Source organism: Hyphomicrobium sp. CS1BSMeth3, assembly GCF_900117415.1.
Classification (GTDB): domain Bacteria; phylum Pseudomonadota; class Alphaproteobacteria; order Rhizobiales; family Hyphomicrobiaceae.
In genome coordinates this window covers 233,375-246,488 of the sequence record NZ_FPEI01000005.1, presented here as the reverse complement: position 1 = coordinate 246,488, position 13,114 = coordinate 233,375, and the positions used below count along the sequence as shown (strand labels likewise).

Annotated in this window: 15 protein-coding genes; 9 read left to right on the top strand and 6 right to left on the bottom strand. The window is 64.1% G+C overall.

Annotated elements, in window-relative coordinates:
* Positions 1 to 35 precede the first annotated feature (35 nt).
* On the bottom strand, positions 36 to 656 hold the full coding sequence (locus CS1BSM3_RS10295) for a TetR/AcrR family transcriptional regulator (RefSeq protein ID WP_072386958.1): 621 nt from the start codon (positions 654 to 656) through the stop codon (positions 36 to 38).
* 200 nt (positions 657 to 856) lie between these two features.
* Here CS1BSM3_RS10295 and CS1BSM3_RS10290 point away from each other — a divergent pair, with 200 nt between their 5' ends.
* From CS1BSM3_RS10290 to CS1BSM3_RS10265, 6 genes are all read left to right on the top strand, one after another.
* Positions 857 to 1,999: a substrate-binding domain-containing protein gene (locus tag CS1BSM3_RS10290; protein WP_072388053.1), complete on the top strand. Its 1,143-nt coding sequence runs from the start codon at positions 857 to 859 to the stop codon at positions 1,997 to 1,999.
* A gap of 83 nt (positions 2,000 to 2,082) precedes the next feature.
* Positions 2,083 to 2,868 (top strand): ABC transporter ATP-binding protein, encoded by a 786-nt coding sequence (locus tag CS1BSM3_RS10285; protein WP_072386957.1) that lies wholly within the window; start codon positions 2,083 to 2,085, stop codon positions 2,866 to 2,868.
* Entirely contained in the window at positions 2,865 to 3,590 is a 726-nt protein-coding gene (locus CS1BSM3_RS10280; protein WP_072386956.1) for an ABC transporter ATP-binding protein, read from the top strand. Before CS1BSM3_RS10285 ends, CS1BSM3_RS10280 begins: the two co-directional genes overlap by 4 nt.
* Positions 3,591 to 3,599: 9 nt before the next feature.
* Complete coding sequence (locus CS1BSM3_RS10275) at positions 3,600 to 4,619, top strand: branched-chain amino acid ABC transporter permease (RefSeq protein ID WP_072386955.1); 1,020 nt, start codon at positions 3,600 to 3,602, stop codon at positions 4,617 to 4,619.
* Between the two features lie 4 nt (positions 4,620 to 4,623).
* Entirely contained in the window at positions 4,624 to 5,691 is a 1,068-nt protein-coding gene (locus CS1BSM3_RS10270) for a branched-chain amino acid ABC transporter permease (RefSeq protein WP_072386954.1), read from the top strand.
* A gap of 124 nt (positions 5,692 to 5,815) precedes the next feature.
* A complete protein-coding gene (locus tag CS1BSM3_RS10265) occupies positions 5,816 to 6,067 on the top strand; it encodes a hypothetical protein (protein ID WP_072386953.1) in 252 nt (83 codons plus the stop codon).
* Between the two features lie 75 nt (positions 6,068 to 6,142).
* Here the strand turns inward: CS1BSM3_RS10265 and CS1BSM3_RS10260 are convergent, their stop codons facing one another.
* Positions 6,143 to 6,556: a RidA family protein gene (locus CS1BSM3_RS10260; protein WP_072386952.1), complete on the bottom strand. Its 414-nt coding sequence runs from the start codon at positions 6,554 to 6,556 to the stop codon at positions 6,143 to 6,145.
* Between the two features lie 204 nt (positions 6,557 to 6,760).
* Between CS1BSM3_RS10260 and CS1BSM3_RS10255 the strand changes: the two genes are divergently transcribed.
* The 3 genes from CS1BSM3_RS10255 to CS1BSM3_RS10245 all read left to right on the top strand — a co-directional run bounded on the left by CS1BSM3_RS10255 (position 6,761) and on the right by CS1BSM3_RS10245 (position 9,838).
* Positions 6,761 to 7,753, top strand: a complete 993-nt coding sequence (locus tag CS1BSM3_RS10255) for a tripartite tricarboxylate transporter substrate binding protein (protein ID WP_072386951.1) — start codon at positions 6,761 to 6,763, stop codon at positions 7,751 to 7,753.
* Between the two features lie 76 nt (positions 7,754 to 7,829).
* Positions 7,830 to 8,351, top strand: a complete 522-nt coding sequence (locus tag CS1BSM3_RS10250) for a tripartite tricarboxylate transporter TctB family protein (protein WP_072386950.1) — start codon at positions 7,830 to 7,832, stop codon at positions 8,349 to 8,351.
* Positions 8,348 to 9,838 carry a tripartite tricarboxylate transporter permease gene (locus tag CS1BSM3_RS10245; protein WP_072386949.1) on the top strand — a complete coding sequence of 497 codons (1,491 nt, stop codon included), beginning with the start codon at positions 8,348 to 8,350 and terminating at the stop codon, positions 9,836 to 9,838. Before CS1BSM3_RS10250 ends, CS1BSM3_RS10245 begins: the two co-directional genes overlap by 4 nt.
* Positions 9,839 to 9,842: 4 nt before the next feature.
* Here the strand turns inward: CS1BSM3_RS10245 and CS1BSM3_RS10240 are convergent, their stop codons facing one another.
* The 4 genes from CS1BSM3_RS10240 to CS1BSM3_RS10225 form a co-directional block, all read right to left on the bottom strand.
* Entirely contained in the window at positions 9,843 to 10,832 is a 990-nt protein-coding gene (locus CS1BSM3_RS10240; protein WP_072386948.1) for a substrate-binding domain-containing protein, read from the bottom strand.
* A gap of 25 nt (positions 10,833 to 10,857) precedes the next feature.
* Complete coding sequence (locus CS1BSM3_RS10235; RefSeq protein ID WP_083528492.1) at positions 10,858 to 11,880, bottom strand: methyltransferase; 1,023 nt, start codon at positions 11,878 to 11,880, stop codon at positions 10,858 to 10,860.
* A gap of 595 nt (positions 11,881 to 12,475) precedes the next feature.
* Positions 12,476 to 12,709 (bottom strand): hypothetical protein, encoded by a 234-nt coding sequence (locus tag CS1BSM3_RS10230; RefSeq protein WP_072386947.1) that lies wholly within the window; start codon positions 12,707 to 12,709, stop codon positions 12,476 to 12,478.
* Between the two features lie 9 nt (positions 12,710 to 12,718).
* Positions 12,719 to 13,000, bottom strand: coding sequence for a hypothetical protein (locus CS1BSM3_RS10225; RefSeq protein ID WP_143149141.1), 282 nt, complete (start codon positions 12,998 to 13,000; stop codon positions 12,719 to 12,721).
* Positions 13,001 to 13,114 lie beyond the last annotated feature (114 nt).

The window sequence follows — 13,114 nt, the reverse complement described above, 5'->3', positions numbered from 1 at the left end:
CCAAGACCGCACGGTGCCGTCACGCGGCGCGCGTGTCACCCCCGCCGGCGCGGTTCGAGGCCTTTGGCGATGAACTCGAACGCGGCGTCCGACACCTGATCGAGCTTAATCTTGCCGTCCCAGAGCGCATAGCGCATTCCGATCATGTCGCTGAGGCCCATGAGCGCCCAGGCTCGAACCTCCGCATCGCCCTTGGAGATCTCGCCGCGCCGTACGCCGGTCCGCAGCGCCGTGCTGTAGCTCTTCGCGAAGTCCTCGTAATAGCGTCGGTACACCTCGGGATCGACGAACTGCGCTTCCGCAACGACGCGATAGAGGTTCGGATTGGCGCGCACGAACTCGAGAAAGGCGCGCAAGCCCCGACGCTCGGCTTCGAGCCGGTCAGGCGCATCGACGATCGAGAGCGTGAGATGGCGCCGCAGCCGCCGACCCATGCGCAGGACCAGCTCGCGCATCACGTCCTCTTTCGTGCGGAAATAGACGTAGAACGTGCCCTGCGCGACCTTGGCCTCCGCCGTGATCGTGCTGATCGAAGCTTCGGCGAAGCCGCGTCCGCCGATCTCCTTTTCGGCGGCATCCAGAATGCGCTCGCGCGTGCGCTGGCCGCGCTTGGTCTTGGGCGCGGGGAGTGCCGGCGATGGATCTGATTGTGACATGAACGGTCCTGCGAAAGACCCTTTGAGCGTCGCAACGCAGCTTGACGATTTACCCACGGATAGCTAGCCTAACATGAAACCTGACTCAAGTGTCATATTCAGGTCATGCAAGGGAGGAGTTCATGCTGAGAACGACCCATAAGTCGTGGCGGACGGGGAGCAGTTTGGCGGCCCTTCTCGCAGTTCCGGCGCTCGTGCTGATGGCGCCGGCGGCAAGCGCCAAGGACATCAAGATCTGCCTCATTGCCGGCAAGACGGGCCCGCTCGAGGCCTATGCCAAGCAGACCGAGGCCGGTTTCATGATGGGCCTCGAGTACCTCACGAAAGGCACCATGCAGGTTGGTGCCGACAAGCTGCAGGTCATCGTCAAGGACGACCAGCTCAAGCCCGATCGCGGCAAGACCCTGCTCGAGGAATGCTACGGCGACGACAAGGTCGATATCGCCGTCGGCACGACAGGATCGCCGGTCGCGCTGGCCATGCTGCCCGTCGCCGAGGAGCACAAGAAGGTGCTGATCGTCGAGCCGGCGGTGGCCGACTCGATCACCGGCGCCAAGTGGAACCGCTACATCTTCCGCACCGGCCGCTCGTCCTATCAGGATGCGCTCGCGAACGCCGCGACCGTCCCCGAGAACGAGGATGTCGCGATCGGCATGCTGGGCCTCGACACGGCTTTCGGCCGCGATGGGGTGAAGGCCTACAAGGAAGCGCTCACGTCTCTCCGTCCGCGTGCCAAGATCGTTGCGGAGGAATATGCGGCCGGCAATACGGCCGACTTCGCGCCATTTGCCGAGCGCCTCTTCAATGCGCTGAAGGATCAGCCGGGCAAGCGCATTATCGGCTTCATCTGGGCCGGTCCGCATCCGCTCGCGAAGTTCGCCGACATGAAGCCCGAGCGCTTCAACATCGCGCTCGCGCCAGGCGGCAACATCCTGCCCGTCATGAATGCCTGGAAGCAGTTCGCCGGCACCGAGGGCGGCATCTATTACTACTACGACTTCCCGAAGAACCCGCTCAATGACTGGCTCAAGGCCGAGTACACGAAGCGCCACGGCGCGCCGCCGGACTTCTTCGTCGCGGGTGGTTTCTCTGCTGCGGCTGCCGTCGTCGCCGGCCTCACCAAGGCGGGTTCGACCGACACCGAGAAGCTGATCGCCGCCATGGAAGGCCTGAGCTTCGAGACGCCCAAGGGCACGATGACCTTCCGCAAGGAGGACCATCAGGCCATGCAGGACATGTATCACTTCCGCATCAAGAAAGACGCCAAGGACAACGACGTCCTCGATCTGGTCGCGACGATCCCGGCGAGCAAGATGCCGCTGCCGGTCACGGTGCCGAAGTAAGGCGCGGCTATCCAAAAATCCGGCGGTCGCGCGCGCCGCGCCCGCCGGATTTGGCTTATATCGACGCCGCAGGGCCGCGCCTCATGTCCAGTCCCGTTCTCCAAACCAAGGGCCTGACCATCCGCTTCGGCGGCCACGCGGCTGTCGATGATGTGAGCTGCGCCTTTCATGCCGGCAGCCTGACCGCGATCGTCGGGCCCAATGGCGCGGGCAAGACGACGTACTTCAATCTCATGTCCGGGCAGCTCCCTGCGACCTCGGGCAGCGTCCATCTGGATGGCGAGGACGTCACGCGCCTGAGCACTGCCGAGCGCGCGAAGCGAGGTATCGGGCGCGCTTTCCAGATCACCAATCTCTTCCCGAACCTGACGGTCGCCGAGAACGTCCGGCTCGCCGTGCAGGCCAAAGCGCGGGCCGCCGCGAGCCTCTGGAGCCGCTGGGATCGCCACGCCGAGTGGATCAACCGCGCCGAGCACTTTCTCGAGGAAGTGAACCTGCAGGACAAGCGCAATCTCGCCGCTGCCGCGCTGCCGCACGGTGATAAGCGCAAGCTCGAGGTGGCGCTCATGATGGCGCTGGAGCCGCATGTCTACATGTTCGACGAGCCGACGGCAGGCATGTCCGTCGACGAGGTGCCGGTCGTGCTCGATCTCGTCAAGCGGCTGAAAGCGGCCGGCGACAAGACCATCCTGCTCGTCGAGCACAAGATGGATGTGGTGCGCTCGCTCGCGGATCGTATTGTCGTGCTCCACAACGGCCAGCTCGTCGCCGATGGCGATCCCGAGACGGTCATCGCCTCGCCGATCGTGCAGGAGGCCTATCTCGGCTCCATGCCCGAGGCGGACAGTAAGGGGGAGGCCGTGTCATGAGCGACGCGCTCCTCAGCCTCGACGGCGTGCACACGCACATTGGCCAGTATCACATCCTGCAGGGTGTGGACCTCGTCGTGCCGCGCGGCGAGCTGACCGTCCTGCTCGGCCGCAATGGCGCGGGCAAGACGACGACGCTCAGAACGATCATGGGCCTCTGGCCGCCGAGCAAAGGCACGATCACCTTCGATGGGCAGTCCATTGGCGGCCGCGCAACGCCGGACATCGCGCGCCTCGGCATTGGCTATGTGCCCGAGAGCATGGGCGTGTTCGCGGATCTCACCGTCGCCGAGAACATGCGGCTCGCCGCGCGCCTCGGTCCACCTGATACCGCGCGCCTCGACTGGATTTTCGGGCTGTTCCCGGCACTCAAGCGCTTCTGGCAGCTTCCGGCGGGACTGCTGAGCGGCGGCCAAAAGCAGATGCTCTCGATTGCGCGCGCGATCGTCGAGCCGAAGTCGCTCATCCTTATCGATGAGCCGACCAAGGGCATCGCGCCGGCCATCATCGAAGGCATGATCACGGCCTTCAAGGAGCTGAAGCGCGCCGAGACGACCATCCTCCTCGTCGAGCAGAATTTCCGCTTTGCCGCGAGTCTGGGTGACAGCGTCGCCATCATGGACGATGGCCGCATTGTCCATCGCGGCACCATGCAGGCACTGGCGGCCGACAGTGCACTGCAGACGCGCCTGCTCGGGCTCTCGCTCGCGGCGCATCAGTAGGAACAGCACATGGCGACGACGACACTGCGCCCCGCCACAGATGACCTGCCGAAGACGCCGCGCGATCTGCTGCCGGTGCTCATCGCGCCGGTGCTCGCGCTTGCGGCGTTGCCGCTGATCGGCAGCCCGACGACGTGGGTGACGCTCACCGTCGCGGCGCTCGCCATGGGCATGATGATCTTCGTCATCGCGAGCGGACTCACGCTGATCTTCGGTCTCATGGATGTGCTCAACTTCGGCCATGGTGCGTTCATCGCGATCGGCGCCTACATGGCCATGACCGTGCTCGCCCCGCTCAGCGGCTGGGTGCAGTCGGATGCGCTCTCGCTCAACCTCGCAGCGCTGCTGCTGGCGGTCATTGCCGCCATGATCGGCACCGGCGTGCTCGGCTGGGCCTTCGAGCGCGTGATCGTGCGGCCCGTCTATGGCCAGCACTTGAAGCAGATCCTCATTACCATGGGCGGCCTGATCGTGGCCGAGCAGCTCATTCATGTGGTCTGGGGCGGGGACCAGAAGCCCATGCCGCTGCCGGGTGGGCTCCGTGGCGCGATCACGATCGGCGATTTCGCCCTCGAGAAATTCCGGCTTCTCGCCGTCGCCGTGGGCCTCACGGTTTTCATCGTCATGCAACTCGTGCTGAACCGCACGAAGGTCGGGCTGCTCATCCGCGCCGGCGTCGAGAACCGCGAGATGGTCGAAGCGCTCGGCTACCGCATACGTCAGCTCTTCGTCGGCGTGTTCATCGCGGGATCGGCACTCGCGGGGCTCGGCGGGACGATGTGGGCGCTCTATCGCGAGACGCTCACCGCCGCGATCGGCGGCGATGTCATGGTGCTCGTCTTCATTGTGATCATCATCGGCGGGCTCGGCTCGGTCGGCGGCTGCTTCCTCGGTGCGATCCTTGTGGCGCTCATGGCCAACTACACCGGCTTTCTCGCGCCGAAGATCGCGGTTGCGTCGAACATCCTGCTCATGGTCGCGATCCTCATGTGGCGGCCACAGGGTCTCTATCCGGTGGCGAGGCGGTAGCGCGATGATCCAGTCCGCACTTTCGGGCGATATGCCGCGGAGCCGCATTCTGAGCCTCCTGCTGCTCGCGATTTTTCTCGTGCTCGCCTTTGCGCCCTTCCTCTTCAGCGGTTCGCAGCCGATCAATACGGCCGCCAAGATCTGCATCTTCATCGTCCTCGTCGCGAGCTACGATCTGCTGCTCGGCTATACGGGCATCGTCTCCTTCGCGCACACCATGTTCTTCGGCATTGGTGGTTACGGTGTGGGCTTGGCACTCTACGGTTGGGGGCCGACCTGGACATCGGCAGGGCTCGGGCTCGCGATCGCGCTCGTCGTCGGCGCCGTGCTCGCCTTCGTGATCGGGCTGCTGTCGCTACGCGTGCGCGCGATCTTCTATGCGATGATTACGCTCGCGGTCGCCTCTGCCTTCGCGATTCTGGCGAGCCAGCTTTCGGAGTACACCGGTGGCGAGGACGGGCGCTCGTTCCGCGTCCCGCAACTGCTGCGTCCCGGCACGGTGCTGTTCGATCTGCCGGCTCTCGGCCTGCGTATCGACGGGCGCATTCTCAGCTACTACCTCGTGTTCTTCTCGGCGCTGCTGCTGCTGCTCGCAGCGCTCAGGATCGTGAACTCGCCGTTCGGCCGCGTGCTCCAGGCCATCCGCGAGAATGACTTTCGTGCCGAGGCACTCGGCTACAATGTCGTGTACTACCGCACGGTCGCGAACTGCCTCGCGGCGGGCATGGCGGTGCTCGCGGGCGCGATGAGCGCCATCTGGGTGCGCTACACCGGGCCTGACACCACGCTTTCGTTCGCGATCATGCTCGACATCCTGCTCATGGTCGTGATCGGCGGCATGGGCACGCTCTACGGTGCCGTGATCGGGGCGACGCTTTTCATCCTCGCGCAGAACTATCTGCAGAAACTGATGGCGGTTGCGAGCGAGGCGACCTCCGCGCTGCCGCTCGTCCCGCACTTGCTGCACCCAGACCGCTGGCTGCTGTGGCTCGGCGTCCTGTTCATCCTCAGCGTGTACTTCTTCCCGAGCGGAATCGTCGGCAAGCTCAGGGAGATGGAGCGGGGTCGATAATTTTCTGAATTTCGTTTAATTTTATTCGTGTGAACCGCAGCCTCACATGTGCGTTGCGGGATTCATGCGGCATTCATCGCGACTCGCCATGAATGCGCGCCTCAACAGCTCTAGGGAGTGTCCCATGAGGACCCTTGTCGTTGCTCTTGCTCTCGTTGCCAGTGCCTCTGTCGCCCATGCGCAGGGTCCGGGATCGTGCCAGGCCCAGGCCGATGCCAAGAAGCTGGCCGGTGCGGCGCAGAAGTCGTTCATGACCAAGTGCGAGAAGGATGCGTCGGCGAGCTGTGACAGGGCCGCTGCCGACAAGAAGCTTGCCGGCGCCGCCAAGACGAGCTTCGCGAAGAAGTGCGTCTCCGACGCCGTGGGCAAGAAGTAACACCGCCTGTTAAGCGTGAGTGGCCGACCGATCGGGTCGGCCACTCATGTTTTGATCCCGCGCCGTGCTTCCGTCTCAGCCATCTGTCGGAATGACGGCTTCGACATCGATCTCCATCAGCATCTCGGGCTTCGCGAGCCCCGCCACGATCAATCCCGTCTGGCAGGGATACACGCCTTTGAGCCAGCGCCCGACGACCTGATAGACGGGCTCGCGATGCGCGCGATCCGTCAGGTAGACTGTCGTTTTCACGATGTGATCGAGCGCCGAGCCCGCTTCCTCGAGCAGGATCTTCACGCAGCGCATGGCGTTCTCAGCCTGCGCCGCGGCATCGCCGACGCCGACGAAGTTGCCCTCGAGATCGAGGCCCGTCTGGCCACGTAGCCAGATGCGATTGCCCACGCGCACCGCCATCGCCAGGTCGTTGTCCAGCGACTGGCCAGGATAGATGTCCTTGGTGTTGTACTTTCGAAAGCGCTGATGGCTCATGCCGGCGATCCTCCCGTTGTTCTCAAAGAGGAACGAATACCACGAGCAGGCAGGAGCCTGGACGCTCGGCTGTCTGGGCGACCACGGACCTGAAATTTTCCAACGTGAGATTGACCGCCGCCGCACAACAAACGGCCGCTAGCGCCCCAATCAGGCTTTCGCTATCCTCGCGGCAATAATCAAAACCTAATGGAGGAAACGAAGATGGCATCACGTACGCGCCGCGAGATTCTCGTCGGCGGCGGCGCACTGGCGGCTGCTGCCGCCGTCGGCGCCGGTTCCGCATCTGCCCAGGCCTACCCGACGCGTCCGATCACGATCATCTGCCCATGGGGAGCCGGCGGCGGCACCGACGCCACGGCACGCATCGTCGCTTCGGTTATGGAGCGAGAGCTCAAGCAGCCGGTGAATGTCGTCAATCGCACGGGCGGCTCGGGCGTCGTCGGCCACGCCGCGATCGCGGCCGCGCCGCCGGATGGCTACACGCTCGGCATTGTGACTGTCGAAATTTCCATGATGCATTGGCAGGGCCTGACCGAGCTGAAGCCGGACAGCTACACGCCGCTCGCTCTCATGAACGAGGATCCCCCGGGCATCCAGGTCAATGCCGCGAGCCCCTACAAGACCGTCAAGGAGCTCGCCGACGCCATCAAGAAGGCCCCCCACGGCTCGCTCAAAGCTTCGGGCACCGGCCAGGGCGGCATCTGGCACTTGGCTCTGGTCGGCTGGCTGACCGCCATGGGATTGAAGCCGGATCATGTGAGGTGGGTGCCGCTCAATGGCGCTGCGCCAGCCATGCAGGATCTTGCGGCCGGTGGTCTCGACCTCGTCACATGCTCGGTACCTGAAGCGCGCGCGATCATCGAAGCCGGCAAGGCGCGCAGCCTCGCGGTCATGGCCGCCGAGCGCAATCCCGCCTTCAAGGATGTGCCGACGCTCAAGGAGGCCATGGGCATCGACTACACGACCGGTGCATGGCGCGGCTTCACGGCGCCGAAGGGCCTTCCGCCGGCCATCGCCAACACGCTGACCGCTGCCCTCAAGAAGGTCAACGAGTCGAAGGAGTACCACGAGTTCATGAACAACCGCGGCTTCGGCATTCGCTGGGCCGATGCGACCGGCTTTGCGAAGTTCATGGACGAGGGCAACAAGGCCATGGGCGTCGCGATGAAAGCTGCAGGCCTCGCGAAAGGCTGACCCTTCGGACCGGCCCGCGTGGCAGTGCGCGGGCCGCCTCCTCTCGATCCAAGCGCTTTTCGAGACAATATCCCTGATGCAGCTTTCTGATCGCGTGACAGGGCTGTTCCTGGTCGCCCTGGGCGGCGTTGCAGCCTATGGCGGCTCGCGACTGCCGCCCGTACCCGGCCAGCAGATCGGCCCCGAAGTCTTTCCGATGATTGTCGGTATCAGCCTCGCTATCTGCGGTGGCTTGATTGCTGCGGGTGTCGGCCGCCGCTACGAAAATGAGGCGGAAGCCGAGCTGACAGAGGCTACTGGTCAGACGGAGGATGCACCTGACGCCGCCGAACCATCGCCGAGCCGATGGCGCGAGTTGTGGGTTCTCCTGCCTCCGGTGCTGCTGATCTTCTATGTCTACGTCGTCGATTGGCTAGGCTTTCTGCCGACGGCTGCCGCCATCGTCCTCGTCACATCGCTGGCGCTCGGCGCGCGCTGGCGCCTCGCAATTCCGGTGGCCATCGTCGCGCCCCTCGTCATCAACCTGCTCTTTCTCCAGCTCTTGCGTGTGCCGTTGCCCTCGGGCCTGCTCCCGCTGCCATGGATCGGCCTGCCATGAGCGAGATCGCACAAGGTTTTGGACTGGTTTTTCAGTCGGACGTCCTGCTCGCCATCCTGTTCGCGTCGATCTACGGCCTGATTGTCGGGGCTGTGCCGGGTCTTACGGCGACGATGGCGACGGCACTGCTCGTGCCGATTACGTTCTATTTGCCGCCCATCGCAGCAATCGGTGCGATCATCTCGTCGTCCGCCATGGCGATTTTCTCCGGCGACATCCCGGGAGCCCTGCTGCGCATTCCGGGAACGCCGGCGTCGGCTGCCTACACGGATGAAGCTTATGCCATGACCCGCAAGGGGCGGCCGGAGTTGGCGCTCGGCATCGGCCTCTGGTTCAGCGCCCTCGGCGGGATCTTCGGCACGCTCGCACTGATGGCGTTGGCACCTCCGCTCGCAAGCATGGCGCTTCGCTTCTCGACATTCGAATACTTCTGGCTGGCGTTTCTGGGGCTGATGTGCGCGACGCTGGTCTCCCGCTCGTCGCCGGTGAAGGCCATCGCGAGCATGTTGCTTGGCCTGCTCGTATCGTGCATCGGAATCGAGAACCCTGCCGGCACGCCGCGCTTTACATTCGGCAATACCAATCTGCTCGGCGGCATCGAGGTGATCCCGGCGCTCGTCGGCGTGTTCGCGGTTTCCGAGGTCATGCGCGCGATGCTGACAGCGGAGCCGCCCAAACCCGAGCGGCGGCGGCTCGGCAGCATTCTCGCCGGACAATGGGCGCTGACCAAGCAGTATCCAAAGCAACAGTTCCGAGGAAACATCATAGGCGTTCTGATCGGCGTCCTGCCCGGTGCGGGCGCCGACATCGCTGCCTGGGTCGCATACTCGGTATCGAAGAGGTTCTCCAAGGAACCGCAAAAGTTCGGGACGGGACATCCGGAGGGTTTGATCGAGTCCGGATCAGGCAACAACTCGGCTTTGGCCGCAGGTTGGGTGCCGGCGCTTCTGTTCGGCATTCCAGGCGATACGATTACCGCGATCGCGATCGGCGTACTCTACATGAAGGGCCTCAATCCGGGCCCGACGCTGTTCACCGAGCAAGCGTCGAGCATGTACGCGCTGTACATCATCTTCATTCTCGCCAACATCCTCATGATCCCGCTCGGCATTGCGATGATACGCGCGTCGAGCCACGTGCTGAGGGCGCCCCGCGCATCCGTCATGCCGGTCATCGTGTTGCTCTGCGCCGTCGGCGCCTTTGCCACCGGCAACAATCTCTTTGCAGTGCTGACCGTCGCCGCGTTCGGCGTCATCGGCTACGTCATGGAGCGCAATGGCTATCCCGTCGCGGCGATGGTTCTCGGTATCATCATGGGCACCATGGTCGAGCAGAATCTGGTGACGTCGATCATGAAGTCCGATGGCAGCATCATTCCCTTCTTCAATCGCCCGGTCGCGGCTGTACTCGCTGCGATGACGATCGCGGCACTGCTCTGGCCGGTTGCGGCATGGGGCTTGAAGCGCGTGCGTGCACAGGCGGCCTAGAGGCTCAGGCCGTGCTTTCCCAATCGAGCGCGCCGGGGACGAACAGCTCCTCGGGCGTGAGCTTTCGCGGAGCAATGCCCTGCTCGAAGGAGTAGCGGCAGAGCGCTTCGATGGCCGCGCGGTTTGCTTGTACGCCGTAGCGCCAGAAGTCACCGCCGAGAATGCCACTGACGCGCGCCATCTCCGCCGGTGCCCAGGGCAGGCTCGTGAACGGCGCCTGTGTCTCTTGCGTGCGCGCCATGGCATAGCGGCGCGCCGCATCGAAGGCATCGCAGATGTGACGGCAGAGGTCCGGTTCGCGCTCCGCAATTTCTCGGTGCACACCGATCAGATGCATGATCGGGAAAATGCCGGTGCGGCGCGCGTAGTCGGCCTCGATGGCGGGATAGTCGACGAACAGGCGCCGGATGTTGGGAGCGCCCTTCAGGAAGGCCTTAGGCGGCTTGTAGGCGATCAGGGCATCCAGCGCGCCCTCGGACAGCGCATCGGAAAGATTGTCCGCGCCGGTCAGGGGCTCGAGCTCGACTCCGCGCGGGCGCACGCGAATGATGGGCTGGGAGTCCTCGCTGTCCGCCGGCCCATAGCGCCAGCGCACTTCGGCAGCCCGCAGGCCGAAATCGTCCTCGAGCACGCCGCGCGCGACCAGGGCCGCCGTCATCGAGAATTCGCGCACGCCGACGAGGCGGCCTGCGAGATCGCGGGGCCCTCGGATGCCGCGATCCGTGCGGATATAGACGGCCGAATGCCTGAAGGCGCGCGAGGGGAACACCGGCAGGCCGACATAAGGGCAGCCGGTGGTCGCCGTCAGGTAGAGGTAGTTGCTGAAGGAGAGCTCCGTGACGTCGAAGGCCTGCTCGTCGAAGGCGCGCGCGAAGATCTCCTCGAGCGGCGCCGTCACGTAGGCCGGCGCCACGCCGGCGATCGGGACGAGCCCGGCCATGAGTGGAAGCGTGCGGTCGTACGGAGCGACGGCGATGCTGAGCGGGCGGCTCATGCTGCCGGCTCCTTGCAGGAAAACATCAAGCAGGCGTTCCCTCGAGAAGTACGTTCGGCGATCGAGTGGGGATCACGCGGTCGAGCTTCAGCCCGGCCTCCGCGAATAGCGCGCGAAATTCGGCTTCCGTCCGAATGCGCCCGCCCTTGTTGGCGAGCAACATGAGGATGTCGAACGTTGTCGCTGGGCCAGGCTCGCCCACCGGCGGCATGACCATCTCGACGACTAGCACTTTGCGGCCTGATCGCATGTGAGCCGCGCAGTTTCTCAGAACTCGGGCTGCCTCGGCATCGCTGCAAATCATCAGGACGCGCTTGATGATGTAGAGATCAGCATCTCCAGGCACCGCCTCCAGCATGTCCCCGCCGACGACATCACAGCGGACGCGCACTCCGCTCGCGTCCAGAGGCGCCGATCCCGCCACGACGGAAGGCTTGTCGAAAAGGATGCCTCGCAGCGAAGGATAACGCGCGAGGACGGCCGCCAGAGTCGAGCCCTGGCCACCGCCGATATCGGCAACGACTTGGAACTTGGAGAAGTCGTAAGCATCCACGATCGCGGCGTTCTGCTGGTCCGATTGTTTGCTCATCCAACGGTTGAACGATGCCGCGAGCTCGGGATGCGCCTCGAGAAAGTCGTATGTCGGCATGCCATGAGCCAGGACGAAGCCCGGCGTGCCCGTTTTGACGGACTCATAGAGATGACCCCATGCGGACCACGGCGCGGCGGCGCCAATGTAGAGCGCCCAATCCCGAACTGACTTGGGTCCATCGGTTTGCAGCGTTTCGCCGAGCGGCGTGAGCTGGTACGTCCCGCCTTCTCCCGCGCTGAACACACCGATGCCCGCCAGCATGCGCATGAGCCGATCGAGCGCATCTGGTTGAGCGTCGAGCGCCGCCGATAGCTCAGCGATCCCGCGCGGGCCAGCTTTCAGCTCGTCGGCAATGCCGAGCCTTGCAGCCACGTGAAGCGCTTGCGTCGTCAAACATGCGTTGAGCAGCGATAACATCTGCGAGGCAGGTTCGCTCGTCGTTGCCTTGGTTTGCACCGAGCAGTCCTCCCAACGAGGTATCCAGCAAGTCCCAAACTATACTCGAAGTCCTCAAGCTCCGAGCGTCGCGCGGCTGGTTCGGCGCCGGATGGCTCTGCGCTCAAGACCAAGGGAAGGGTTCCCTCCGCACATCGGGGCTTCGATCCTCATTGTCCAAACGCCCCGGCCGCCCTGACGTCGGGGCCACAACCGCCATTGCTCAGGAGTTCGGGCTACATCTGCTGCGGCCACAAAAGAGCAGTAACCGCGATTGATGCGGATGCGAATTGAGCCCCCAAGCCTGCCTGACAGGGGCGTACAACATCGTAGAATATCGCGGAAATATTGCGGCGTGGCGCGCCGTACAGGATGAAACTGCGAACACCTATGTAATTGAAGTGGAACTATAATTTCCCCGGCTTATACGCGAGCAGCTCAGAATTGGCCGCTTGTGCGCATTCGTTGCCGCGACACAGCAGGCATCGATTGCAGTTAGCATCTTTCCGCCCGATCCAATCTCAATCATGTGTCCAAGGCGGAAGGCAATGGCGGACCGGCCGCTCCGCTAAATCTAAGCGCGCCCTTGTCCCCCCAAAAGCTCTCGCGGCCTGATTCACCAGAACGCGATCAAGGCGAGGAGCATCAGCGCGGAGATCGCCGAAAACGATAGGCCCCAGCCCACAGTCGACATGCCGCCACTGAGATCGAGCGTCCAGCCCATCATGAGTGGACCGACGAAGCCGCCCGCGTAGCTGAGCGTCGAGTGCACTGCGAGCGTCGCACCGCGACGGGACGGCTCGGCGGTGCCGGCCGCGCCCGCCGTCAATGATGAGGAATCGAGCCACATGACCAGCCCTTAGATGAGCATGAGCCCGACGGCAACCGGGTAGGAGGCGGTACCGAGAAAGCCGATCGTGCCTCCGAGAATGACGGACGCGAATATGGCGGTGTGTGCGAGGCGCCGTCGGCCCATTCGGATTGCGGCTTCATTGCCAAGCAGGCTTGCGAACGTCCCGATCAAGCCGAGCGTGACGGCGACGGCCGGTGAAAGCACGGCTTCCTTGTTGCCGTTGCTTGCTGCCACGTAGGCGAGGAAAGCCACGCCCCATTGCCGGCCATGCAGCAACGTGAATGGCATGGCCAGCCAGGCGCCGCCCAAGAGCAAAGCCCCTGCACGGATCGAATGCGTCAATGTCGAGAGACGCGCTGAGACACAGGATGATAGCGGCTCAAGAAACTCGTCTCCAGAACG